The 23,064-nt window shown below is 69.1% G+C and carries 19 protein-coding genes and 1 pseudogene; 7 read left to right on the plus strand and 13 right to left on the minus strand.

Annotated features, from left to right (window positions below):
* The first annotated feature begins 33 nt into the window (after nucleotides 1-33).
* Nucleotides 34-1,917 carry a 3D-(3,5/4)-trihydroxycyclohexane-1,2-dione acylhydrolase (decyclizing) gene (iolD, locus tag AC1C2U_RS09460; protein WP_495361971.1) on the plus strand — a complete coding sequence of 628 codons (1,884 nt, stop codon included), beginning with the start codon at nucleotides 34-36 and terminating at the stop codon, nucleotides 1,915-1,917.
* 91 nt (nucleotides 1,918-2,008) lie between these two features.
* Here the strand turns inward: iolD and AC1C2U_RS09465 are convergent, their stop codons facing one another.
* Nucleotides 2,009-2,353, minus strand: a complete 345-nt coding sequence (locus tag AC1C2U_RS09465) for a winged helix-turn-helix transcriptional regulator (protein ID WP_495361499.1) — start codon at nucleotides 2,351-2,353, stop codon at nucleotides 2,009-2,011.
* Between the two features lie 167 nt (nucleotides 2,354-2,520).
* Between AC1C2U_RS09465 and AC1C2U_RS09470 the strand changes: the two genes are divergently transcribed.
* A complete protein-coding gene (locus AC1C2U_RS09470) occupies nucleotides 2,521-4,629 on the plus strand; it encodes a HelD family protein (RefSeq protein WP_495361500.1) in 2,109 nt (702 codons plus the stop codon).
* A 22-nt stretch (nucleotides 4,630-4,651) separates the two neighbouring features.
* Here the strand turns inward: AC1C2U_RS09470 and AC1C2U_RS09475 are convergent, their stop codons facing one another.
* From AC1C2U_RS09475 to AC1C2U_RS09520, 10 genes are all read right to left on the minus strand, one after another.
* Nucleotides 4,652-5,413, minus strand: a complete 762-nt coding sequence (locus AC1C2U_RS09475; protein WP_495361501.1) for a GntR family transcriptional regulator — start codon at nucleotides 5,411-5,413, stop codon at nucleotides 4,652-4,654.
* Nucleotides 5,414-5,476: 63 nt separating this feature from the next.
* Nucleotides 5,477-8,317, minus strand: a complete 2,841-nt coding sequence (locus tag AC1C2U_RS09480; protein WP_495361502.1) for a glycoside hydrolase family 38 N-terminal domain-containing protein — start codon at nucleotides 8,315-8,317, stop codon at nucleotides 5,477-5,479.
* Nucleotides 8,318-8,382: 65 nt separating this feature from the next.
* Entirely contained in the window at nucleotides 8,383-9,639 is a 1,257-nt protein-coding gene (locus AC1C2U_RS09485; RefSeq protein ID WP_495361503.1) for a CehA/McbA family metallohydrolase, read from the minus strand.
* A gap of 4 nt (nucleotides 9,640-9,643) precedes the next feature.
* On the minus strand, nucleotides 9,644-10,717 hold the full coding sequence (locus tag AC1C2U_RS09490) for an ABC transporter ATP-binding protein (RefSeq protein ID WP_495361504.1): 1,074 nt from the start codon (nucleotides 10,715-10,717) through the stop codon (nucleotides 9,644-9,646).
* Nucleotides 10,717-11,592 carry a carbohydrate ABC transporter permease gene (locus tag AC1C2U_RS09495; RefSeq protein ID WP_495361505.1) on the minus strand — a complete coding sequence of 292 codons (876 nt, stop codon included), beginning with the start codon at nucleotides 11,590-11,592 and terminating at the stop codon, nucleotides 10,717-10,719. The genes AC1C2U_RS09490 and AC1C2U_RS09495 overlap by 1 nt, the downstream gene beginning before the upstream one ends.
* Nucleotides 11,589-12,521 (minus strand): carbohydrate ABC transporter permease, encoded by a 933-nt coding sequence (locus AC1C2U_RS09500; protein WP_495361506.1) that lies wholly within the window; start codon nucleotides 12,519-12,521, stop codon nucleotides 11,589-11,591. Before AC1C2U_RS09500 ends, AC1C2U_RS09495 begins: the two co-directional genes overlap by 4 nt.
* A gap of 3 nt (nucleotides 12,522-12,524) precedes the next feature.
* Complete coding sequence (locus AC1C2U_RS09505; RefSeq protein WP_495361507.1) at nucleotides 12,525-13,934, minus strand: extracellular solute-binding protein; 1,410 nt, start codon at nucleotides 13,932-13,934, stop codon at nucleotides 12,525-12,527.
* 92 nt (nucleotides 13,935-14,026) lie between these two features.
* A complete protein-coding gene (locus tag AC1C2U_RS09510; protein ID WP_495361508.1) occupies nucleotides 14,027-15,259 on the minus strand; it encodes a Gfo/Idh/MocA family protein in 1,233 nt (410 codons plus the stop codon).
* A complete protein-coding gene (locus AC1C2U_RS09515; RefSeq protein WP_495361509.1) occupies nucleotides 15,256-16,164 on the minus strand; it encodes a TIM barrel protein in 909 nt (302 codons plus the stop codon). Before AC1C2U_RS09515 ends, AC1C2U_RS09510 begins: the two co-directional genes overlap by 4 nt.
* Before the next feature lie 122 nt (nucleotides 16,165-16,286).
* Nucleotides 16,287-16,655: an ArsR/SmtB family transcription factor gene (locus AC1C2U_RS09520; protein ID WP_495361972.1), complete on the minus strand. Its 369-nt coding sequence runs from the start codon at nucleotides 16,653-16,655 to the stop codon at nucleotides 16,287-16,289.
* A 93-nt stretch (nucleotides 16,656-16,748) separates the two neighbouring features.
* On the opposite strand from AC1C2U_RS09520, the gene AC1C2U_RS09525 reads away from it, so the two are divergent.
* From AC1C2U_RS09525 to AC1C2U_RS09545, 5 genes and pseudogenes are all read left to right on the plus strand, one after another.
* Complete coding sequence (locus AC1C2U_RS09525) at nucleotides 16,749-18,128, plus strand: FAD-dependent oxidoreductase (RefSeq protein ID WP_495361510.1); 1,380 nt, start codon at nucleotides 16,749-16,751, stop codon at nucleotides 18,126-18,128.
* Between the two features lie 148 nt (nucleotides 18,129-18,276).
* A complete protein-coding gene (locus tag AC1C2U_RS09530; RefSeq protein ID WP_495361511.1) occupies nucleotides 18,277-19,164 on the plus strand; it encodes a metalloregulator ArsR/SmtB family transcription factor in 888 nt (295 codons plus the stop codon).
* A gap of 104 nt (nucleotides 19,165-19,268) precedes the next feature.
* A complete protein-coding gene (locus AC1C2U_RS09535; RefSeq protein WP_495361512.1) occupies nucleotides 19,269-19,697 on the plus strand; it encodes an arsenate reductase ArsC in 429 nt (142 codons plus the stop codon).
* Nucleotides 19,698-19,715: 18 nt separating this feature from the next.
* Nucleotides 19,716-20,261: pseudogene (locus AC1C2U_RS09540) on the plus strand (NAD(P)/FAD-dependent oxidoreductase); the annotation flags it as partial.
* 95 nt (nucleotides 20,262-20,356) lie between these two features.
* Complete coding sequence (locus AC1C2U_RS09545; protein ID WP_495361513.1) at nucleotides 20,357-20,899, plus strand: DapH/DapD/GlmU-related protein; 543 nt, start codon at nucleotides 20,357-20,359, stop codon at nucleotides 20,897-20,899.
* 43 nt (nucleotides 20,900-20,942) lie between these two features.
* Here the strand turns inward: AC1C2U_RS09545 and AC1C2U_RS09550 are convergent, their stop codons facing one another.
* Both AC1C2U_RS09550 and AC1C2U_RS09555 read right to left on the minus strand, forming a co-directional pair.
* Complete coding sequence (locus AC1C2U_RS09550; RefSeq protein ID WP_495361514.1) at nucleotides 20,943-22,145, minus strand: MFS transporter; 1,203 nt, start codon at nucleotides 22,143-22,145, stop codon at nucleotides 20,943-20,945.
* 121 nt (nucleotides 22,146-22,266) lie between these two features.
* Nucleotides 22,267-23,034 carry an SDR family oxidoreductase gene (locus tag AC1C2U_RS09555; RefSeq protein ID WP_495361515.1) on the minus strand — a complete coding sequence of 256 codons (768 nt, stop codon included), beginning with the start codon at nucleotides 23,032-23,034 and terminating at the stop codon, nucleotides 22,267-22,269.
* Nucleotides 23,035-23,064 lie beyond the last annotated feature (30 nt).

Consider the following 23,064-nt stretch of genomic DNA (forward strand, 5'->3'; position numbering starts at 1 on the left):
TCAGTGACCCCGAGCAGCGCGTCGACGAAGCGCATGACCGTCGGTCAGGCCCTCGTCGAGTTCCTCGCCCACCAATGGACCGTCGATGGCGACCTTCGCGAGCGCACCGTCCCCGGCGTGTTCGGCATCTTCGGCCACGGCAACGTCGCCGGCCTCGGGCAGGCCCTCATGGAGTCGAATGCCGCCGACCCCGAGCTCATGCCGTACTTCCAGGCGCGCAACGAGCAGGCCATGGTGCACCAGTCGGTCGGGTTCGCGCGCATGCGCCGGCGCCGGGCGACGTACGCGAGCACCGCGTCCGTCGGGCCGGGAGCCGCGAACATGCTGACCGGCGCCGCCCTCGCGACGAGCAACCGCCTCCCGGCTCTGCTGCTGCCGAGCGACACCTTCGCGACGCGCGTCGCCGACCCGGTGCTGCAGCAGCTCGAGCTGCCGCACGATCCGAGCATCCAGGTCACCGACGCGTTCCGGCCGCTGTCGCGCTTCTTCGACCGCGTCGAGCGGCCCGAGCAACTCTTCTCGATCGCGCTCGGCGCGATGCGAGTGCTGACCGACCCCGCCGAGACCGGCGCCGTGACGATCGCCCTGCCCGAGGACGTGCAGGCCGAGGCGTTCGACGTGCCGCTCACCTTCCTCGCCGACCGCGAGTGGCATGTGCGACGGCCACTGCCTGAGCCGGGGCCGCTCGCTCGCGCCGTCGCGGCGATCCGGGGCGCCCGCGCACCCATCATCATCGCGGGTGGTGGAGTGATCTACTCGGGCGCCGAAGAGGTGCTACGCCGGCTCGTCGAGGCCACCGGCATCCCGGTCGCCACGACGCAGGCGGGCGGCGGGGTACTCCCGTGGGATCACCCTGCATACCTCGGCGGCGTCGGCGCCACAGGGAGCACCGCCGCGAACCGGCTTGCGGCCGAGGCCGATGTCGTGATCGGTATCGGCACGCGGTACAGCGACTTCACGACCGCGAGCCGCAGCGCATTCCAGCACCCGGATGTCGCGTTCGTGAACATCAACGTCGCGGCCTTCGATGCCTACAAGCACGGCACGCAGCTGCCCGTGGTCGCAGACGCGCGCACGGCGCTCGAGGCGCTCGAGGTCGAGCTCGCCCGGTACCGGGTCGCCGCGTCGCAAGCCGAACTCGTCACTGCGGAGCGAAAGGCATGGAACGCCGTCGTCGACGCCGCGTTCGTGCCCTCGCACCGCGACCGCCCGGCGCAATCCGAGATCATCGGCGCCGTGCAGGCTGCCAGCGACCCTCGCGACGTCGTCGTGCAGGCCGCCGGCTCCTTGCCGGGCGACCTGCACAAGCTCTGGCGGGTGCGCGACCCGCTCGGCTACCACGTCGAGTACGCCTTCTCGTGCATGGGCTACGAGATCGCCGGTGGTCTCGGCGTGCGCCGCGCGGCGCCCGATCGCGACGTCATCGTCATGGTCGGCGACGGCTCGTACCTGATGCTGCACACCGAACTCGTGACGGCGGTCGCCGAAGGCCACAAGCTCATCGTCGTGCTCGTGCAGAACCAGGGCTACGCTTCGATCGGCAACCTCTCGGAGTCGGTCGGCGGACAGCGTTTCGGCACCAGGTATCGCCGCTACGACCCAGCGGCGCGCAACTTCCAGGGCACCGAGCCGCTGCCGGTCGACCTCGCCGCCAACGCTCGCAGCTACGGTGTCGAGGTGATCGAGATCGCGCCGGGCCCCGACGCCATCGCCGCACTCAGCCGTGCGATGGCGACGGCCAAGGCATCGCCCACGTCAACGCTCATCCACATCGAGAGCGACCCGTTGTTGTCCGGCCCCGACGGCGGCGGCTGGTGGGATGTACCCGTGGCCGAGACATCCGCGACCCCGAGCGTGCAGGCAGCGCGTGCGCAGTACGAGGCTGCGCGCGAGCAGCAGCGGCCGCTGCTCGGCTGAGCCGGCGAGATCGAATCGCACCAAGCGCGATGGCCCTTGGTGCGGCAGACCTTCGTGCTGAGCTTGCGGGCGGTCTACTCGGCTCAAATGGCTAGCCCTGGCCTGGAGCCTGAAGGTTGGTGGCCGCCCAGGTCGCGAGACGGTCGAAAATGGGTTGGATTGCCTGCCCCTGTTGCGAGAGCGCATAGGTGATGTGGTTCGGGCGGACACCGGTTTCCGCCCGTTCGACGAGACCTGCGGCGATGAGATCTACGAGGCGATCAGACAAGACGGAGTCCGTGATCGATCCCACGGAACGACGCAGGTCGGAGAACTTGATCGGCCCCTGGCTCAGGGCGGCAAGGATGATGCCATTCCACTTCTTGCCGAGGACATCGAACGCAGCTCTGAGACCGGACTCACGCGCGGAACTCGCCGAATGCGTCAGATTTCCCATGCGTACAGTAGGGCATCTTTTCGACCAATTTGCAATTGAAATCCGAGTACTTTACTCCAGCAAGTACTAGTGGTTTACTAGTGAACTTGCCCAGATGGTGGCTCCGATTTCAGTCGGTTCCACGATCGGGCGCTTGACCCACGACTTCAACCATTGAAGGAGGCCCGGTGCTCGACGAGACCACTGCGACGCAGGACGACCGCGCTGCCGCACGCGACGATGCCATTGTTGAAGAGCAGGTGTATCTCGATACAGCGCATGAGCGTCGCTCTGAGATTCTCCGGTCTTTGGATGCAGAGTTGTCGGCTCCGGCGCAGGATGCGGTCGAGCAGGCTCGCTACCGAGGCCTGGCCCGGCAGCGGACCGAGTTGCAGCGCGCGGAGAGCGGCCTGATCTTCGGACGCCTTGACTCTCTGGACGGGACCACTCGCCGTGTCGGGCGGATCGGCATCTCCGGTCCCACCGACGATGATGATCCTCTGGTCGTCGACTGGCGCGCACATGCCGCTCGTCCCTTTTACATGGCCACACCAGTCGAACCTCTGGGACAGGCGCACCGCCGGCACATTCGCATCGAAGGCCGCACGGTCACTGGCGTCGACGATGAACCGCTCGACGTGGCGAACGCGAGCGGGTTGGTCGGCGAAGGAGCGCTATTCGCTGCGCTCGGGGAGCGTCGCACCGGCCAGATGACCGCCGCCGCCGCGACGCTGCAGCGGGAACAAGACGAGGTGGTCCGTGCCGACGTCAAAGGGCCACTCGTGGTTCAGGGCGGCCCTGGCACGGGCAAGACTGTGGTGGCCCTCCATCGCGCTGCCTACTTGCTCTTCGCCAACCCGCAACTCGCAGCCCAAGGAGTCCTGACACTCGGGCCATCGCGCCGCTTCTTGGACTACATCGCTCACGTGCTCCCAGCTCTGGGTGAGACCGCGATCGTTGCAGCGATACCCGATGCTCTCGTTCCGGGGATCACCGTCACCGCCGAAGATCCGCGTGCAACAGGGGAGATCAAGGGCCGAGCGCTCTGGCAACAGGCCCTGACCCGTTACGTCGCGACACTCACGCCCGCGAGCATGTCTGTTGATTTCGTCTGGCAGGGGGAACGATATGAGATTCCGGCTATCACCGTCGGTCGTCTCATAGCTGCCGCGATCTCTGGGCGCAGCTACCACGGTGCGGGCATGGTGTTCGCCGACCAGATGCACGACCGACTCACCCAGGCCGTCGCTGATCGCAGCGAAGACCTCTTCGCTCGAATCGATGATGGCCTCGAAGACATCGTGCATCGGCGTGTGGACTTTCCGGAGTTGGGCGGCGGTGAAGGGAGCGAGGCCGATGGAGTGCTCTCCGAAGAGGAACTCGACAGGCTACGCGAGAAGATCGCAGAGAACCCGCAAGTCGCCTCAACCATCCGCACGGTGTGGCCCATCCTCGACCCTGAAGTGGAACTGCAGCGCTTCCTTGGTGACGACGCATCCCTACGCCGGTTCGCCCCGGAACTGAGCGGCGCCGAGCGAGAAGCAGTCTCGGTCAGGAAGACCGGATGGGCGACGAGCGACGTCCCGCTGCTCGATGCAATGTCTGATCTGCTCGGAGACACCGTCAATCACCCGGCAGCCGAAGAGTTCCTCTCCGAGCGCGCTGCGTCACGCCGGGACTGGATCTACGGACACGTCATTGTGGACGAAGCCCAGGAGCTGTCTGAAATGCAATGGCACATGGTGGCCCGCCGCAGCCCGCAACTGTCGATCACAGCAGTCGGGGATATCGACCAAGCCGAATCCCCGCACCAACACACATCATGGGCCCAAGCTGTCAACGCGGTATTCGGCGAACGCTGGACTCAAGCCAAGCTGACCATCGGCTACCGGACGCCCGCGGAAGTCATGGCACTGACCGGACCCGTCCTGTACAAGGCTGGAAGCCTCAACGAACCACCACTTGCTGCCCGGTCATCGGGAATCGACCCGTGGGAGCGCGACGTCGACGAAGCGGAACTGGTGGCAGAGGCGACGCAGGCGTTCCAGGAACTGGCCGAACGCTGGGCTGGTGGCACCGTAGGCATCATCGCGGCCACTGCACGGATCCCTGCTCTCAGCGCAGCCATGGAGGGCATCCCCGTGATCACCGCGACTCAGTCAAAGGGCCTGGAATGGGACGCCACTCTCGTGATCGATCCGGATGGCATCGCGGCCGAACCCCGCGGCTGGAACCGGCTCTATGTCGCACTCACCCGATCGACTCAAGAACTCGGCCGAATCAACATCCGAGAGTAAGCGGCGGCACCCGCGTGGCCGCTCACCGATCGACGAGCGTGACCTCGAACGAGTAGCGGTCGGGCCGGTAGCAGTGCTGTCCGAACTCGACGGCGACGCCCGAGTTGTCGAACGCGGTGCGCGACATCGTGAGCACTGGAGCCCCTCGCGAGAGGTCGAGCAGCTCGGCTTCATGCCCGGTCGCCGCACGGGCGCCGATGCGCTGCTTCGCGACGCGCATCGTCACGCCGCGGGCACGCAGCAGTTGGTAGAGGCCGTGCTTCTCGAGCGACTCGAGGTCGAGGTCGGTGAACTGCTCGGGCAGCACGTTGTCGAGAATCGCGAGCGGCACGCCGTCGGCGATGCGCAGGCGATGCACGTGCAGCACCGTGCTGCCGACCGGCACTCCGAGCGCATCCGCCGCCGGTTCCTCGGCGGTCGTGATCTCAACGGAGAGCACCCTCGTCTCGGGCTTCTGCCCCGAGCGTTCGAGGTCTTCGTAGAGGCTCGTGAGTTCGACGTTGCGGGTGACCTTGCCGTGCACCACTTGCGTGCCGATGCCCCGGCGCCGCACGAGCAGGCCCTTGTCGACGAGGTCTTGGATCGCCCGCCGGATCGTCGGGCGGGAGAGCCCGAGCCGGGCAGCGAGCGCGACCTCGTTCTCGAGACGGGCGCCCGCGGGCAGCGTCTGATCGAGGATCGCCTGCTCGAGCCGACTCGCGATCTGGTAGTACAGGGGCACCGGGCCCGAGCGATCGAGGTCGAGGAACAACTCGACCGGGAGGCGTTGCTCCAGCTGCGCCATGGGATTCTCCAGTTGTTCGGATGTTCTGACAGTTGAGAGTAGACGTTCGGCAGGAGGGCCGCCTCACCCGAGATCGGGGGGCGTGTCGCCCGCCCGTCGCCGGAACGTCTCGATGCGCGCCGCGCCGATGACGAATCGCTCGAGATCGACGTCGGGCTCGAGCACGGCGCCCGTGAGGTCGGTGCGATCCCAGATTCCGGATGCCGCCGCAGCGAGCCGTTGCGGTTCGTGCCGGTAGTTCACGAACCGCGCCTCGGAGATCGGTCGGCCCGAGGCGTCCGTCACCGTGCGAAGCGACTCGAGCACGACGTCGCTCACCACCTCGACGGCGGGCGTCGTCGGCAACTCCGCAGCTTCGGCGGCCCCGCCCGCGCCAGCGACTCCGCCGACGACCGCCGGGCCACCGCGGGTGCCGCGCACGACCTCGGGTTCGACCCGCACGAGCTCGGCCCAGCGGGCTGCGCCCGACTCCGCCCAGCCCGCAGCCGATGGCAAGATCGCGAATTCGGTCGACACCGCGGTGCCGAGATACTGCGCGCCGGGAACCGGGAACTCGGCACCGGCCGGCTCGTCGCGCAGCGGATGCACGTTGACACTCATCATGCCGACGGCACGCACGAGCGTGAGTGCGATCGCGTCGACGCCCGACTGCGGGTCGGCGACGATCTCGTACTCGGAGTGCTTCGTGGCGAGAAGGGTCGCGTGCCCGGCGTGCACGAACCGGGCCACGGGATAGGTGGGCAGCGGGTACTCACCGACGGGCCCGCCTTCGCCGATGCGCCCGCGCTCGGTCACGGCATATTGCCCGGCAGCCGACGAGCCGAAGAGTTCGGCGACCCCGGTGGGCACGAGTACCCGCAGGCGATGGTCGGCCGCAGGGTTCACGAAGTCGACCCGCACGCGCAGCATCGGCTCGCCCTCGCGGAGTTCGAGCACGGTGTCGACGACGAGGTCGACGGATGTCGCGGAGCGCCGGTCGCGATCGACCGTGTCGAGTGCGACCGGCACGGCGTAGCGGCGGCGCACGTTGAGCCGCCCGCGGATCGGCCCCGACTCGAGCACCGTCACCTCGACCGAGGTCGGGTCGGTCACCGCGGTCGCCGGGTCGACCGGTCCGTAGTTGTAGGAGTCGCCGCGGTCGCCCTCGTCGACGAGACGCATGGCATCGGTGAGCACCGTGCCGTCGGCGGCCTCGATGCGCACGGCGCCGTGATCGTCGACCGTCGCGGTCAGCTGCTCGTTTGCGAGCGATCGAGCCGACACCGACACCGTCACCGGGTCATCCGTTGCCCGAGCCGTCGCCGGATCGAGGCTCGCGACGCCGATGCCGCCGACATCGATGCCGACGACCGCCCTACGGCGCGGGTCGGCGATGATCTCGACGTGCCAGCGGCGTTCGCTCGAGGCATCCGACGCCACGCGGCGTTCGAGCTCCTCGGTGAAGGCCGCGAGGTCGAAGTCGCCGACGGGGGCCTCGGCCACCTCGAAGCGCAGTCCGTCGTCGGTGAATCGCCATGCGTTGATCAGCTGGCCGAAGAGCTCGCGACCGTGAATACGGTTCAGCAGCTTCGGCAGCTCGGCGGTCGTGAGCTGCTCGTCGCCGAGCACCTCGGGCAGCGCGTCGAGCAATTGCACGCCGTCGCCGAGCTCGAGCCGCTCGGGGTCGTGCAGGCGGATCTCGACGTGAGCACGCCGGGCGAAGCCCGCCGGGTTCGCCACGACATGGCGATCAGGGGTGACGGATGCCGCGAGCCGCTCCATCGTGCGCAGGATCACGCCGCGCGCGACATGGCCTGCCGTCGCGAGGCGCCCCTCGACCTCGATCGCGGTCGCGTCGACGCCGCATCCCGTGACCGAGTCGTGGGCCGTGCTCTCGACGAGCCGGTACCAGGCGGTGTCGAAGAAGGCGCGGTGGTCGTCGACGCCGAACGCGGCGTCGAGTCGCTCGGCGGTGGAGAGCCGGCGCTCGGCATCGGTCATCGCCTGCTTGAGGTTCGTGCGAATCGAGAAGACGCCCGGCAGCAGGTTGCCGCGCGCGTGCGAGCGCAGCTCACCGTCGACGACCGGGAGTTCGGCGAGCCCGGAGTCGTCGCCCGCGGCCCACTCGGGTGCGACCCGGCGCACGTATCCCTCGATCGTGTCGACGGTCAACCCGACGGCGGCGCCGGAGGCGTTGGCGGCCTCGACGAGCGGCATGAGGTCGGCCGGCGGTGCACTGTGGTCGGTGCCGAGCATGCCGAGGATCGGGTCGGATCCGTACCAGCTCGCGACCGACTGACTGTACTCGGCGACGAGTGCACCGAGCTGACCGGGCAGGGCGAACAGGTCGAGGGCGTTGCCGTAGCCGTCGAGCAGGTACTCGGTGCGCACCGTCGAACCGTCGGGCGCGGTCCAGGCGAAGGCGTGGCGGTCGATGCGCGCGGGCACGCCGCGCCAGAGCGCTGCGTCGCGCAGCCCGAACCCCCGCAGCAGCTGCGGCATCTGGGCGGCGTGGCCGAACATGTCGGGCAGGTAGCCGACGCGCATCTCGGGGCCGATGCGGCGGCTGGAGCGCAGGCCCAGCTCGAGGTTGCGCACGATCGTCTCGCCGTCGCACAGGAACTCGTCGAGCAGGATCAGGAACGGTCCGATCGCGAGCTGCCCGCGGTCGACGGCCGCGACGACGCGCTCGCGCTGCTCGGGCCTGATCTCGAGGTAGTCGTCGATCGCCGCGGCCTGCCCGTCGAGGGTGAACCGGTAGCCGGGGTTGCCCTCGAGGGTGTCGAGCAGCCGGTCGAGCATGTGCACGAGGCGCAACCGGAAGACGTCGTGCGGCTCGTACCACTCACGATCCCAGTGCGTGTGCGGCACGATCACGAGTTCGTCGGGGGCATCCATGGTCACTCCAAGCAGTGGTTCGGTCATGCAGGTCATGCAGGTCGTGCAGGTCGTGCAGGTCGTGCAGTGGTTCCGACGCGCCGGCGCGCCCCCTACGCGCAGAGCGCCATGATGCGTCGGTCGGCGAGCACGAGGTGGAACGGCCCGTCGGCGCGGTCGGCCGGGAACGCCTCGCGCGCCGAATGCACCGAGCGGCGGCGCCCGAACCCGTCGACGAGGATCAGCCCTTCGGCGTCGACCGCGACGACCTCGTCGCCGAGCCGCACGAGCGCCGGAGCGCGCATGAGCTCGGGCGTGAGCACTGTGCCGTCGAAGCTGCCGCTGCCGGTGATCGCGGTGCGGCCGGCGCGAACCCCGTCGAGGATCGCCTCCGCCGAGGCATCCGTCGCCGCGACCCACGTCGTCGGCGTGCCCGGTCGCTGCGGCTCCTCGAGCATGTGCGTGTCGCTGCCGCCGAGTAGGGTCGCGCCCGAAGGCCACGTGCGGAACCACGCGAACGGCGCGGTCGAGATGAGTTCGAGGTACCAGGTCGCGTGCCACAGCTCGACCGCGGCGGGCCGGCGCTCGAGCCGGTGCAGCCAAGAACAGTCGCCCGAGATCGGGTGATTGATGCTCAGGATGCCGCTTCGCCGCTCGACCTCGTCGACCCAGTGCTGCGCGGGCTCACGGAAGTCGATCCACCCGATGTCGCCGAACGCGTTCGCGTGCCCGCGGTGGGTCGTGACCTCCTGACCGGGCAGGAGCGTGATGCCGTGCTTCGCGCCCTCGGCCGGCAGGTGCGCGTGGTGGCTCACGGTGTTGTGGTCGGTCACGGCCATGAAGTCGAGGCCCGACGCCACTCCGAGCGCCGCGAGGCCGCCGATCGGCAGGCGCCCGTCGGAGTGGATCGTGTGCCCGTGGAAATCGCCGGCGAACCACGTGAGGCCCGGCTCGGCCGGCAGCCCGCGATCGCTGCCGCGTACGGTTCGCGTCGCCGGCGCGGCATCCGGAACCGGCGGCACTGCACGCGACGCCGGGATCGTGACCTCGACCTCGACCTCGACGCCCTCCGACGGCACGCGGTGCAGGCCCAGCACGACGTTCCACTCCCCCGGCTCGGGCGCGCCCGGCAGGTACCCGGGCGTGGCGTCGCTCGGGTGGATGAGAAACTCGGTTCGGGCGCCGCCCGACCAGCCGCGCCATCCGCTCGCCCCTTCGCAACCGAGGTCGATGCCCGCGTTCGAGCCGTCGAAGCGGATCACGACCTCGAGCGAATCAGTGCCCGGCGGCACGTCGAAGGGCACGTTGAGAAAGCGGTGCTCGTTCTGCGTGTCGACGGCGATGGGAATGCGGCGGCGGATCGTCGTCATCGCGTCACCCGATGCGCTGCGTCGACTCGGCGTCGAAGAGCAGGGTCTTGGCGGCCTGCGGCACGATCCAGCCGCGGTCGCCGGGTGCGGGCTCCTGGTCTTCGGGCACGACGACCTGGAACTTGTGCCCGCCCGCGTTCACTGCGATGAGCACGCTCGCGCCGAGGTTCTCGACGACGCTCACCTCGGCCGGGATGCCGCCGGGTTCCTCGCTCGAGACCCAGCGCAGGTATTCGGGCCGGATGCCCCAGATCACCGATTGCCCGTCGCGCACGAGCCCCTCGGCGCCGGCCGGCACCGGCACGGAGGTCTCGCCGATCGAGATCGCGCCGCCCGAGATCGCGGCCTCGGCGAGGTTCATCGGGTTGGACCCGATGAACCCGGCGACGAAGGTGTTGTTCGGCTGCTGGAACACCTCGCGCGGAGTGCCGATCTGCTGGAGCTTGCCCGACTTCATGACCGCGATGCGGTCGGCGAGTGCGAGCGCCTCGGCCTGGTCGTGGGTGACGAACACGGTCGTGACGCCGAGGTCGCGCTGCAGCTCCTTGAGGAAGGTGCGCGCCTCGAGTCGCAGCCGGGCGTCGAGGTTCGACAGCGGCTCGTCGAGGAGCAGCACGTCGGGCGTGGTCGCGACGGCGCGGGCGAGGGCGACACGCTGCTGCTGTCCGCCCGAGAGCTGACCCGGTCGGCGTTCGATCAGCCCCTGCAGCGAGAGCCCGTCGGCGACCGTCTCTGCCTTCGCCCGTCGCTCATCGCGCTTCACGTGCTTGATGCGCATGGGGTAGGCGATGTTGTCGCCGACGTCCATATGCGGGAAGAGCGCGTAGTCCTGGAAGACCATCGCGACGCCGCGCACGCCTGGTTCGGCGTTCGTGACGTCACGGTCGCCGATGACGAGCGTGCCGGAGGTGATCGCCTCGAGGCCCGCGATCGAGCGCAGCAGGGTGGTCTTGCCGCAGCCCGAGGGGCCGAGCAGGGCGAAGAACTCGCCATCGTGGATCTCGACGTCGATCTCGTCGACCCCGCGGACGCCGCCGGGGTACTCCTTGACGAGTTGAGTGGCGTTGATGCCGGCCATCAGGACTTGATACCTCCATGGAAGCGGAAACCGTAGCGACGGTTGACGATGAAATAGATGATGAGCACGGGCGCCGAGAACAGCAGTGCGAAGGTCGAGATGAGTCGGAGGTCGGCCTGCCCGCTCTCGGTGTAGAAGGTGTACATGAGCACCGCCGCCGGCTGCAGGTCCGGGCTGCGCAGCAGGATGAACGGCACGAGGAAGTTGCTCCAGACCTGCACGATCGTCCAGATCGCGATGAAGGCCAGACCGGGCCGCGCGATCGGTGCGACCACGTCACGGAGAATACGGAACGGACCCGCGCCGTAGAGCCGCGCCGACTCCTCATACGACTTCGGGATCGAGTCCATGAAGTCCTTGAGGATGAAGATCACGGTCGGCAGAAGGCCGCCCGCCAGCACGAGGAGCACACCGACGTAGGAGTTGATGAGCCCGAGCTGGGTGATGATCTGGAACGTCGGCACCATGGCCGCCGTGCCCGTCACGATCGACGAGAGCAGCAGCAGTCCGTAGAGGATGCCGTCGCGACCCGGGATGCGGATGCGGCTCATCGCGTACGCGGCGAGCGCGCCGAGCACGACGACGATGAGCATCGTGCCGATGCCGAGTAGCAGCGAGTTGCCGATCGAGCGCAGTGCATAGGGGTTCTCGGCGAGTCGCGCGAAGTTGTCGAGCGTCCAGTCGGGCCACGACAACGACAGCGACGGGGTCGCATCGAACGGCGCAAGCACGAGCCACACCATCGGCAGGGCGAAGAGGAGGCCGACGATCGTCATGACGACGGCGAAAGCGACGCGGGCGAGGAAGTGCCGCACCGTCGCATTCGCGGCGACCTTCTGTGCGGCGGTGACCTTCTGTGCGGGAGTGGCGGTCATCGCTTCTTCCTTCCCCTCGACACGCGCACGTAGCCGAGCGCGATGACGAGATTGATGAGCAGCATGATGAGCGAGATCGCGGCGCCGAGTCCGAGCTGACCGCCGGGGATCGCCGTCTCGTAGATGTAGACCGAGAGGATCTCCGTCTTGCTGTTCGGCCCGCCCGCCGTGACGAGGTAGGGCGTGAAGGTGTTGAACGTCCACAGCGTGATGAGCAGCGTGTTCGTGAGGATGTGCCCCTTGATGTTCGGCACGATCACATCGCGTAGCTGCTGCCAGCCCGAGGCGCCGACCATCTTGGCGCTCTCGATCTGCGACGGTGGCACGGCGCTCAACGCCGAGGAGAAGAGCTGCATCGAGAAGGCGGTGCCCACCCAGATGTTGAAGATGATGATCGCTTCCATCGGGTGGTCGATCAGCCACGCGGTGCCCTCGGTGCCGAGCAGCCCGTTGACCGTGCCCGACCGCCGGTCGAGCAGGGCGAGCCACAGGAACGAGGCGACGGATGCTGGGATGACCCACGCCGCCAGTACGAGGCCTTCGAGAAGCCCCTTCGTCCAGCCGCGGATGCCCCGCACCGCCCATGCGAGCGCGAAGCCGATGAGCGTCTGGCCGATGATGCCCGAGAACAGCACGAAGATGAGCGTCAGCCAGAGCGAGTTCCAGAACGACGGGTCGGTGAGGGCTTCGGCGTAGTTGTCGAAGCCGACGAACGCGGGTGACGCGGCCTGCAGGCCGGTCAGCCGGTAGTCGGTCATGCCGAGCCAGATCGTCCAGACCGCGGGGAACAGGAGGAACAGCCCGATGATGATCAGTGCGGGAGCGACGAAGATGCCGGCCCGGGCGGTACCGAGTCCGGCGACGTCATCAGCCCGCCGCCGGCGAGGAGCGATCGCGCTCCCCGCCGGCGTCGTGGTGCTGGTGGTCATGACTTAGCCACCCGAGACCGCGTCGTCTCCGACGATGTCCTTCACGGAGTCGGCGTAGGTCGTCGCGGCGTCGCCCACGCTCGTGCCCGAGACCACGTCGAGCGTCGCCTGCTGCAGCGCGGTCGACACCTGGGGGTAGGCGGCGAGCGGCGGGCGGTAGGCGGTGATCGGCAGCACTTCTTCGCTCACGTAGGTGAGCATCTGGTCGTCGGCGAGCATCTCGTCGTTCACGTCGGTGCGCGGCGTGATCGCGAGGGTGCCGGCGTTCCGGGCCTCGTACGCGTCGGCCGAGTTCATGAAGGCGAGCAGCTCCCACGCGAGTTCGGGGTGATCGCTGTTCGGGTTCAGTACCCGACCGGTGCCACCCGACATCGAGACGAAGTCCTGGCCGTCGATGCCGGAGCCCGGCTTCATCGCGGGGATCTTCGTGTAGCCGACGACCTCGTCGCGGTTCGCGATCGGCGCGGTGCCGACGCCCTCTTCGGGGTTGATGACGCTGCGCCAGAAGTAGTCGCCCTCGAGGAGGATGCCGATCTGGTTCGACGCGAACAGCTGGAACGAGGTGTCGCGGCCGGCGGCCTCCTGCTGGAGCACGGCGTCGCCGAGGCCTTCGTCGATGTAGATCGTCTTGTAGAGGTCGAGCACGTCGTTCAGTCCGTCGGTGTCGCCCACCCACTTGCCGTCTTCGTAGACCTGCTCACCCGTGCCGACGAGCAGCGGCAGCAGGCCCTGCATCGTGGTCGCCTCGCCCATCGCGGTGCCCGCGTTGAGCTGGATCGGCGTGACGCCGTCGAGCTTCTTCAGCTCGCGCGCGGCGTCGAGCACGTCGTCCCAGCTCTCGGGCTGCCAGTCGGCGGGAAGCCCCGCCTGCTCGAAGAGGTCCTTGTTGAAGTAGAGCACGCGGCCGTCGGCGCCCTGGGGCACGCCGTAGCGCTCGTCGTCGAACGACACAGCGGACTGCACGGCCTCGGGGATCTGCTCCCAGCCCTCCCAGTCGGCGACGGCGTCGCCGCCGACCTCGGAGAGCGGCTTGATGTAGCCGGCCTCGGCGAACTCGCCGACCCAGATGCCGTCCATGCCGATGATGTCGGCCCCCTCGCCCGACTGCAGGTCGAGCGCGATCTTCGTCTTGTAGTTCTCGTCGTCGACGCCCTGCGGCTCGAACTCGACGGTGACGTCCTTGCCGTCCTCCTCCATGGCCGCTTCGAACTCGGGGATGACCCAGTCCGCGATCCAGTCGGCCTCGGCGGCGTTCTTGCCGCCGACGATGGCGTTGGCCGTGATGGTGAGGGTGACGGGACCCGAGTCGTCGGTCTCCTCAGGGGCTTCGCCGGAGCAACCGGCGAAGACGAGCGCGCCGGCGGTCGCGACGGCGAGCGCCGCCACCACCCTGCGCTTGCTGTGGTTGATCATCTTCGACCTCTCTCTCGATTCACCCGCCCGACGTTTGCCGGCGGGGTCCAGCTCTGTGTGATCGTGGTGCGGTGGAACAAGACCGGGTGGTCTCAGGGGGCTCCCGCCTCCGTCGATGCGCCGATCGGTGAGCCGATCGCGTCGGCGAGTTTGCGGAGCATCCGCTGCCCGACGACGATGTCGGCGGCGCCCTCGTCGACCGAAGGGCCGGGCTCCGGATGTCCCGCGGCGAGTGCCGCGAACGACCGGAGCTCCTGCTCGAACGCCTCCTCCTGCATCCACCGCGTCTCCGAACGCCGCGACCCGAGGGGTTCGGCGTTCTCGACGACGGTGAGCACGGTCGGCGCGTTGAGCACGTAGGGCACCGCGAAGGTGAGGGCGATCGAGCCCGTCTCGTGGTGGAGGGTCACGGTCTCGCGGTACTCGGGGTAGCGCGGGATGAAGTGCCAGTCGATCGACCACGTCGCCTCGGTGCGCTCGGCGAGGAAGCCGCCGAGGCTCAGCGATCCGGGGAATTCGGGGCCGGTGTGGCGAGCGCGGTCGACGGTGCCGATGCCGCCGACGAGGTGGCGAAGCAGCCCGATGTCGTGCACGATCGAGCCGAGCACGACGTTCGTGTAGAGCTTCGGGAGCGGGTCGGCGGCCGAGCCGATGGCGGTCACGACCGTCGCGTCGGTCGCCGCGACGAGGCTCGCCAGCAGCTCGGGCGGCACATCGGATGGTGCTGGGGCGAGGTTCGCGAAGGCCAGCTGCGCGCCGTCGGCGGGGTGCAGCACCTCGACGGTCACGGCCCGCACGTCGACCTCGGCGAGCAGCGCCTTCGCGGCGGTCGATGCGGGGTCGTGCTCCTTCATGTAGCCGATGCGCACCCAATCGGCGAGCTCGATGCCGCGCCGCGCCGCGACCTCGCGAAGCGCATCGATCTCGACGAGCGAGAAGGCGAGCGGCTTCTCGGCGAGCACGCGGATGCCGGCGTCGACGAGCCGCGCGACATCCGGCGCGTGGGAACCTGCGGTCGCGAGGATCGCACCGTCGATGCGAATGGTGCCGGCGGCGATGGCCTCGATGAGCGCATCGACCGAGTCGAACGGCGCGACACCGGTGCCGGATGCCTCGGCGATCTCACGTGCCCGCGATGCGGAGAGGTCGACCACCGCGACGAGCTCGACGAGATCGGCGTTGCGCCGGATGAGCGGCAGGTGCACGCTCTGGCTGATCGCGCCGAGGCCGATGACGGCGATGCGCACGCGTTCGCCGCGGCGCCCGGCGTCGTTGGCGTTGCCGCTGGCGTTGGCTGGCAGGGGCTGGGCGTCGAAGCCGGTCATGCGAACCACCGCCGCAGGCGCTCGCGGTTGGCGACTTGGTCGGCACGGGCACGATCGACGTCGGCGGCGTCCTGCAGAATGACGTCTTGCTCGACGACGATCCAGCCGTCGTAGCCCGAGTCGACGATCGTGTCGACGATGCGGTCGACCTCGAGGTCGCCGTCGCCGAGGGCGACGAACACGCGTCGCGCCCAGATGTCGCGCATCGGGTCGGCTGAGTCGCGGGCCGCGGCGAGCACCGACCGGTCTGCGTCTTTCAGGTGCACGTGGTTGATGCGGTCGGCCCAGCGCGGGAAGTCGGTGACGGGGTCGCCGCCGCCGACGAGCAGGTGCCCGGTGTCGAAGGTGAGGTCGACGTCGGTCTCGGCGAGGAAGCGATCGATCTCGCGCGGCGTCTCGACGTAGGTGCTCGCGTGGTGGTGGAAGGTCGGCTCGAGGCCCGCCGCCCGCGTGAGGTCGGCCGCCCGTTGCACTCGTGCGGCGAAGGTCGCCCAGCGCGCATCGTCGAGCTCGAGCTCGGGCGCGCCGCCGGGGCGTGCCTTGCGCTCGGGCGACCCCGAGTCGGCGAGCGTCGGCTTCGGGGCACGATCGGGAGCGACGGCGGCGGCTGCGGCGAACAGTTCGAGCGTCGGAGCGAGCTCGGCGAACGCACGTTCGAACGCCTCGTCGGTGCCCGCGAAGGGCAGGTCGACCCAGCCGCCGGCGAGCGCGAGGCCGTGACGTTCGAGGAGCCGCGGCAACCCGATTCGATCGCCGAACAAACCGATCGGGCCGAGGTCGATGCCTTCGTAGCCGGCCTCGGCCACCCACGTCGCCAGCTGCTCGCCATCGGGCAGTGGAACGACGTCGGGTCGGGATAGTTCGAAGACGCCGTAGCTGACCGGCGCGTTCGCAGTTCGGATCACCGCGTAGTCCTCTCAAACCGTGGAGGACGCCGCTTCGCGTCTCCGCGGTCAAGGGTAACTAAGTTCGGACATACTTACAACAGCACCTGAGTTCGTTCGCGCTGTTCGCCGAAAGTTGAGCGTCAGACGGTGAGGAGCGGCGCCGCGACCGCTTCGAGCGCACCGGGTACCAGCCGGAAGTACGCCCAGGTGCCGCGCTTCGAGCGCGAGAGGAAGCCGGCCTCGGTGAGGATCTTCAGGTGATGCGAGACCGTGGGCTGGCTCAGGCCGACCGGCTCGGTGAGGTCGCAGACGCAGGCCTCCTGATCTTCGGATGCCGCGACGATCGAGACGAGCCGCAGCCGCACCGGGTCGGCGATCGCCTTGAGCTTCCGCGCGAACACCTCGGCGTCATCGGCGGTGATCGTCTCGCGGGTGAGGGGCGCGCAGCATGCGACGGGCGCAGCGGCCGACACGGCGACGTCACGCGTCACGAGGGGCAGGTCGATGATGGTCACAAGACCAGTCTACCCGTATATTGACATTCATCGATATAGCCGCCACACTCGCTATATCGACAACCTTCAATGAATGCGAGAACACGGATGACTCTCATCGACCTCATGGCACCGACGACCGCCCCCTCACGGATGCAGGGGCTGCCCGTCGCGATCATCGGCGCAGGCCCGATCGGCCTCGCGGCCGCCGCGAACCTCGTCGAACGCGGCATCGACTTCGTGCTGCTCGAGGCGGGCGACCGCATCGGCGCAAGCGTGACGCAGTGGGGGCACACCCGGCTCTTCTCGCCATGGAAGCACCTCATCGACCCGGCAGCCACGCGTCTCCTGGCCGAGACCGACTGGGTGGCGCCCGCCGGGGACTCGCTCCCCACCGGCGCCGAACTCGTCGAGCACTTCCTCGCCCCGCTCGCCGCGCTGCCCGCCATCGCCGGCCGCACCCGCCTCGGCGTCGACGTCACCGATGTCACCCGCGAGGGCATGGACCGCACGCGCACCACCGGGCGCGCACAGGCGCCGTTCCTGCTCCGCGTGCGCACCGCCGAGGGTGTCGAAGAGCTCACCGCCCGCGCCATCATCGACGCCTCCGGCACCTACCGCACTCCCAACAGCCTCGGATCCTCGGGCCTCGACCCGCTCGGGCTGCTCGAGGTCGCCGACCTCGTGAGCCACGCGCTGCCCGACGTGCTCGGCCACGAACGTGCCGCGTTCGCCGGCCGTCACACGGTCGTCGTCGGCGCGGGGCACTCCGCCGCCAACACCCTGCTGAAGCTCGCGACGCTTGCCGAACAGGAGCCCGGCACCCGCATCACCTGGGTCATTCGCAACGCAACCGCCGCACGGGTCACGACCGCACCCGACGACGAACTGGCGGCACGCGCCTCGATCGGTGCTCGCGTCGACGCACTCGTCGAGGCGGGTCGCATCGAACTCGTCGACCGCTTCGAGATCGTGCGCCTCGCCCGCGAGTCTCGAGACGTGTCCTCCTCCGTCGGGCACTCCTCGACCAACAGAGACCACGAGGCATCCGTCGCTCGCATCACCGGCCGTCGCGGCGACGGACTCGAGACGATCTCGGCCGACCGCATCGTGAATGCCACCGGCTTCCGGCCGAACCTCGACTTGCTGCGCGAGATCCGTCTCGAGCTCGACGAGATCGTCGAAGCTCCCCGGCGGCTCGCGCCTCTCATCGACCCCAACGTGCACTCCTGCGGTACGGTCGAGCCGCACGGCTTCGCCGAGCTCACCCAGCCCGAGCGCGACTTCTTCATCGTCGGCATGAAGAGCTACGGCCGGGCACCGACCTTCCTGCTCGCGACCGGCTACGAGCAGGTGCGCTCGGTGTCGGCCTGGCTGGCCGGCGATGCGGCGGCCGCTCGCAACGTCGAGCTCGTGCTGCCGGCGACCGGGGTCTGCTCGAGCGGCTCGCCTGCTGCGACGGCGAGCGGCGGCAACTGCTGCAGCTGATCGCGTGGGCGACCGCCGCGGGGCCGTCGAGATGACCCATGTGGTCGGATTCCCGGTGCGAGAGCGACGACGCGTGTCCTCTCGACGCCCGCTCATGTCCAACCCGGGCGCCCGCGCCTGCGTGCGCGTGGTGCATAGACTCTGATCTATGGATGCAACGGACACGGCGCGCAGCTTCCGCCTGCTCACCGACCCGACGCGACTGCGCATGCTGGGACTCATCCGCGAGGGCACGGAGGGGCGGGCGCTCGTCGGCCGCCTCGCCGACGAACTCGGCCTCACCCAGCCCACGGTGAGCCACCATGTGAAGGCACTCCTCGACGAGGGAGTGCTCGAGCGCACGCCCGATGGCCGGCGGGTCTGGTACTCGATTGCGCCAGCCGCGGTCGACCGCGTCGACGAGCTGCTGCAGACGGATGCCGCGAGCCGCGCGTCCGACGAGGTGCTCACGCGCGTGGCATCCGACCTTACTGGCCGCTTCGCCGGGGTCTTCTCGCCCGAGACGGTGGAACGGTACGTGCGTGAGAGCCACGACCTGCTGGCCGAGCGTTCGAAGATCACCCGCTACCTCCCCTCGTACACCGCGCGGTTCGCCGCCGAACGCCTCGGAGCGCTCGCTGCGCAGCGTGGCGCCGGCACCGATGGACCGCCCGAGGTGCTCTTCGTGTGCGTGCAGAACGCGGGGCGCTCGCAGATCGCCGCCGCGATCCTGAAGCATCTCGCGGGCGACCGGGTGCGGGTCCGAACTGCGGGCTCGGAGCCGGCGAGCGCGGTGAAGTCGACGATCGTCGCGGCACTCGATGAGATCGGAGTGCCGATCGGCGGGGAGTTCCCGAAGCCGCTCACCGACGAGGTCGTGCGAGCCGCCGACGTCGTCATCACGATGGGCTGCGGCGATGCGTGCCCGGTCTACCCGGGGCGCCGTTATCTCGACTGGGAGCTCGACGACCCGGCCGGTCTGCCGCTGGCGCAGGTGCGAGGCATCCGAGATGACATCGAAATCCGCGTCCGCGGGCTGATCGATGAGCTCGGGTGACGTCGTCGTGACGCTCCAAGTGAGCTGACGAAGCATCCGCTTCGCGGAGTCGCGAAATCAATAGATGGCGATCTATGCTTGGTGGTGACCGAAGGAGCGAGACCATGACCGAGAAGCCCACCGTCCTGTTCGTCTGCGTGCACAACGCAGGCCGTTCGCAGATCGCCGCCGGCTACCTGCAGGCACTCGCGGGCGACCGTGTCGACGTGCGCTCCGCGGGCTCCGAACCGAAAGACCAGATCAACCCGATCGCCATCGAGGCCATGGCCGAAGAAGGCATCGACATCACCGGCAACACTCCGAAGATCCTCACGGTCGACGCCGTGCGCGAATCCGATGTCGTGATCACCATGGGCTGCGGCGACGCCTGCCCGATCTTCCCCGGCAAGCGCTACGAAGACTGGGAGCTCGAAGACCCCGCGGGCAAGGAGCTCGAGACCGTCCGCCGCGTGCGCGACGACATCCGCGGGCGCGTCGAGGCGCTCATCGCCGAGCTCGCACCGGCAGCGGGACCGGGAGCGGCAGCGTCATGAGCGACATCGAGAACGGCGGTCGTCGGCGGCGGCGACTCGGCACTCGAGGAGGCGATGTTCCTCACGCGCTTCGCCGACTCGGTCACCCTCGTGCACCGGCGCGACTCGCTGCGCGCCTCGCGGATCATGCAGGAACGGGTGCTCTCGAACCCCAAGATCCGCCCGTACTGGAACGCCGAGGTGATCGCGGCAGAGGGCGACGACGGGCTCGAGCGCCTCCGGCTGCGAGACACCATGACGGGTGAAGATGCTGCTCTCGACGCGACCGGCCTCTTCATCGCGATCGGACACGACCCGCGCAGCGAGCTCGTCGCCGGCCAGATCGAACTCGACGACGACGGGTACGTGCGCGTGCAGCATCCGTCGACCCAGACGAACCTCGATGGCGTCTTCGCGTGCGGCGACCTCGTCGACAAACGGTACCGTCAGGCCATCACCGCCGCCGGCACCGGATGCGCGGCAGCGCTCGACGCCGAGCACTTCCTGGCGGCGCACGGGCTCGCAGACCCCGTCGAAGAGCAGGCCGCAATCATCCTGGAGACACCCGAAGAGCCCGCCGCATGATTCGGGCCGGGCCCGACAAGGCCCGGCCCGGCCCGACCCGCGCAGCTCGGGCGTGCCTCCCGACCGGTGCATCTCGCACGCGAGAGGATCGTGGAGTGCCCAGCGACCGTCTCATGCGCATCGACAGCCCCGAGTTTCAGGCCATGGCTGCGCGGGTGCTGCGGGTCACCGAACTCACCTCGCGTCTGAACGTCTTGCCCTTCGATGACGAAGCGGGCAAGGCCGCGCTGTTCGAGCAGATCCTGGGTCGCCCCCTCCCCACCAAGGTCACGATCTACCCGCCCTTCTACACGGAGCACGGCCTCAACCTCGACCTCGCCGAGCGCGTGTTCGTCAACCAGGGCTGCACGTTCATGGACTACGCGGGAATCCGTCTCGGCGAGGGCGTCATGGTGGGTCCGAAGGCCACGTTCATCACCAGCGGCCATCCGGTCGACCCGGCCGAGCGCAAGCTGTACCTCACCGGCGCACCCATCGACGTGGCGGAGAACGTGTGGATCGGCGCGGGGGCGACGATCCTGCCCGGCGTCAGCATCGGCCGCGACGCCGTGATCGCCGCCGGGGCGATCGTGGCCGACGACGTGCCGGCGGCGACCCTCGTGACCGGTGCCAAGGCCACCGTGCGCCGAAGCTGGTGACGGCTCGAGAGGTTCGGCGGCACGCCCCGGTCGTCCTTGCGGTCTAGGTCGCGCGTGCGGTGAACGCTGCGGCGAGCGCAAGGCCCGCCATGATCATCGTCATCGCCGCGTACGACCCCGTTCCCGCCGCGACCGCCGGGCCGATCGCCGGAGTCAGCGCCGCTGCGATCGTGATCGGCGCAGCGAAAGCGCCGTTGATTGCACCGTAGTTGCGAGTGCCCCAACGGTCGGCGACGGCGGATGCCTGCACGAGAGTCTGCGCGCCCCGCACCGCTCCTGCGACGATGCCGATCGCGATGAGCAGCCAGATCGGGCCGGGCACGAGCGCGAGCGCCGCGAGTGACACCGCGGCGAGCGCACACACCACGGCGACCGGAACCCAGGGTCGCACCCCGCGCGGCAGCACGAGGAAGAGCAGCCGCCCGATCACCTGGCCGGCGCCGATGAGGCCGAGGGCGAGGGCCGCGAACTCGAACGTCAGGCCCTTCTCCATGTAAAGCGGCACAGCGGCGAGGGTCGCGCTGAGCAAGGCCACGGCGAGCGCGATCATCGTGATCTCGAGCATCCAGAAACGTCGGGTGCGCAGCACCGACGAGACCGTGTGCTCGGTCTCGTGGCGCTCGGCAGCTCGATGCGGCCACGTGCGCTCGAGCGAGATCAGGTGCAACGGCACCGTCACGAGCGCGAGCACCGCGGCGAGCACGAGGAACGTCGCCCGCCAATCGAGCACCGAGAGCAGGCCGGCGACGATGGGAGCGAAGATCGTCGACGCGAGCCCGCCGGCGAGCGTGAGGATCGTCATCGGCACCTGCCGTCGGTCGCCGTAGCGCCGGGTGATCACCGTGAAGGCCGCCTGGTAGAGCACGGCGGCCTGCGCGATGCCGCACACCAGCCACGCGGCGGCGAACACGATGAGGTCGGGTGCCACGGCAACGCCCACGAGGCCGATCGCGCCGACCGCCGACCCCGCGCTCATCACCCGGCGCGGGCCGCGCTCGTCGAGCATCCGACCGACGATGACGCCGACGATCGCCGACACCACGAGACCCCCCGAGAATGCGGCAGTGATCGCAACGAGCGGCCACCCCGTCTCGCGGGCGACTTCGGGAGCCGCGACGATCATCGCGTAGTAGAGGATGCCCCAGCTGACGACCTGCCCGATCGAAAGTGCCGCGAGCCGCAGCCTCGGCCGGGCGACCGCGATCGGCAGCGCTTCGGCCCCGTCGGTGCGATCGGTGCGGTTCATCCATCACACGGTAGCGCGGCGAGCGGATGCCCCGTGGCCCACCGCGTGAACCCTCGATGAACCTGCTCGCCGCCGGGTTCGACTCCCGCCGCTCAGCCGACGAACCCGCGGAACGGGCCGATCACCAGGGCACCGAGCCGTCTGCGCTGAAGAAGCCACCGGTCGGCCCATCCGCGCCGAGCGTGGCCAGGCGTACCAAGGGAGCGGCGCCCTGCGCGGGCGTGAGATGGCCGCTGTGGTTGTTGCTCTCCGTGTCGACGTAGCCCGGGGCGACGGCGTTGATGAGGATTCCATCCTTCCGCAACTCATTTGCGTACTGGACGGTCAGTGAGGTCAGCGCGGTCTTGGAGGGCGTGTACGCGGCTGACGTCGGCAGACCCGCCAGCGGGCCGTCCGGGACGCTGTTGATCGTCAGCGATGCAGCATGACTGCTGACGTTCACGATGCGCGGCGCCGGTGACCGCCGAAGCAGCGGCAGCATGGCGTTGGTCACGGCGATCACCCCGAAGACGTTGGTCTCGAATACCGCCCGGACCATGTCGAGGTCGACGGAGCTGGGGACCTGATCGTGGGCGTCTCCAGGCGACACCTGCCCGGAGCCCGTGATGCCGGCATTGTTGATCAGCACGTCGAGGTGGCCGAAGCGTTCCTCGACCTGCGCCGCGGCCGCCCGGGCCGAAGCCTCGTCGGTGACATCCAGGGCGACAGCGTGCACGTCGCCGCCCGCGGCACGCAGCGCTGCAGCAGTCTCCTCGCCACGCCGGGGGTCTCTGGCACCGATCAGGATCGTCATGCCCAGCGCAGCGAGTTGCTCAGCAGCCGCGCGGCCGATCCCCTTGTTCGCGCCGGTGATCAGCGCAATCTTGTGGTGGGTGGTGGGCTCGCCCATGTCGCACTCCTTGCTTTGGGATGGAGTTCT

This window comes from Agromyces sp. Y575, assembly GCF_059445445.1.

Coding starts and splice junctions, on each gene's coding strand:
- iolD (WP_495361971.1), top strand. CDS start 34: ATGACCGTCGGTCAGGCCCTCGTCGAGTTCCTCGCCCACCAATGGACC.
- AC1C2U_RS09465 (WP_495361499.1), bottom strand. CDS start 2,353: ATGGGAAATCTGACGCATTCGGCGAGTTCCGCGCGTGAGTCCGGTCTC.
- AC1C2U_RS09475 (WP_495361501.1), bottom strand. CDS start 5,413: ATGGCGCAGCTGGAGCAACGCCTCCCGGTCGAGTTGTTCCTCGACCTC.
- AC1C2U_RS09480 (WP_495361502.1), bottom strand. CDS start 8,317: ATGACCGAACCACTGCTTGGAGTGACCATGGATGCCCCCGACGAACTC.
- AC1C2U_RS09485 (WP_495361503.1), bottom strand. CDS start 9,639: ATGACGACGATCCGCCGCCGCATTCCCATCGCCGTCGACACGCAGAAC.
- AC1C2U_RS09490 (WP_495361504.1), bottom strand. CDS start 10,717: ATGGCCGGCATCAACGCCACTCAACTCGTCAAGGAGTACCCCGGCGGC.
- AC1C2U_RS09495 (WP_495361505.1), bottom strand. CDS start 11,592: ATGACCGCCACTCCCGCACAGAAGGTCACCGCCGCACAGAAGGTCGCC.
- AC1C2U_RS09500 (WP_495361506.1), bottom strand. CDS start 12,521: ATGACCACCAGCACCACGACGCCGGCGGGGAGCGCGATCGCTCCTCGC.
- AC1C2U_RS09505 (WP_495361507.1), bottom strand. CDS start 13,934: ATGATCAACCACAGCAAGCGCAGGGTGGTGGCGGCGCTCGCCGTCGCG.
- AC1C2U_RS09510 (WP_495361508.1), bottom strand. CDS start 15,259: ATGACCGGCTTCGACGCCCAGCCCCTGCCAGCCAACGCCAGCGGCAAC.
- AC1C2U_RS09525 (WP_495361510.1), top strand. CDS start 16,749: ATGACTCTCATCGACCTCATGGCACCGACGACCGCCCCCTCACGGATG.
- AC1C2U_RS09530 (WP_495361511.1), top strand. CDS start 18,277: ATGGATGCAACGGACACGGCGCGCAGCTTCCGCCTGCTCACCGACCCG.
- AC1C2U_RS09535 (WP_495361512.1), top strand. CDS start 19,269: ATGACCGAGAAGCCCACCGTCCTGTTCGTCTGCGTGCACAACGCAGGC.
- AC1C2U_RS09550 (WP_495361514.1), bottom strand. CDS start 22,145: ATGAACCGCACCGATCGCACCGACGGGGCCGAAGCGCTGCCGATCGCG.
- AC1C2U_RS09555 (WP_495361515.1), bottom strand. CDS start 23,034: ATGGGCGAGCCCACCACCCACCACAAGATTGCGCTGATCACCGGCGCG.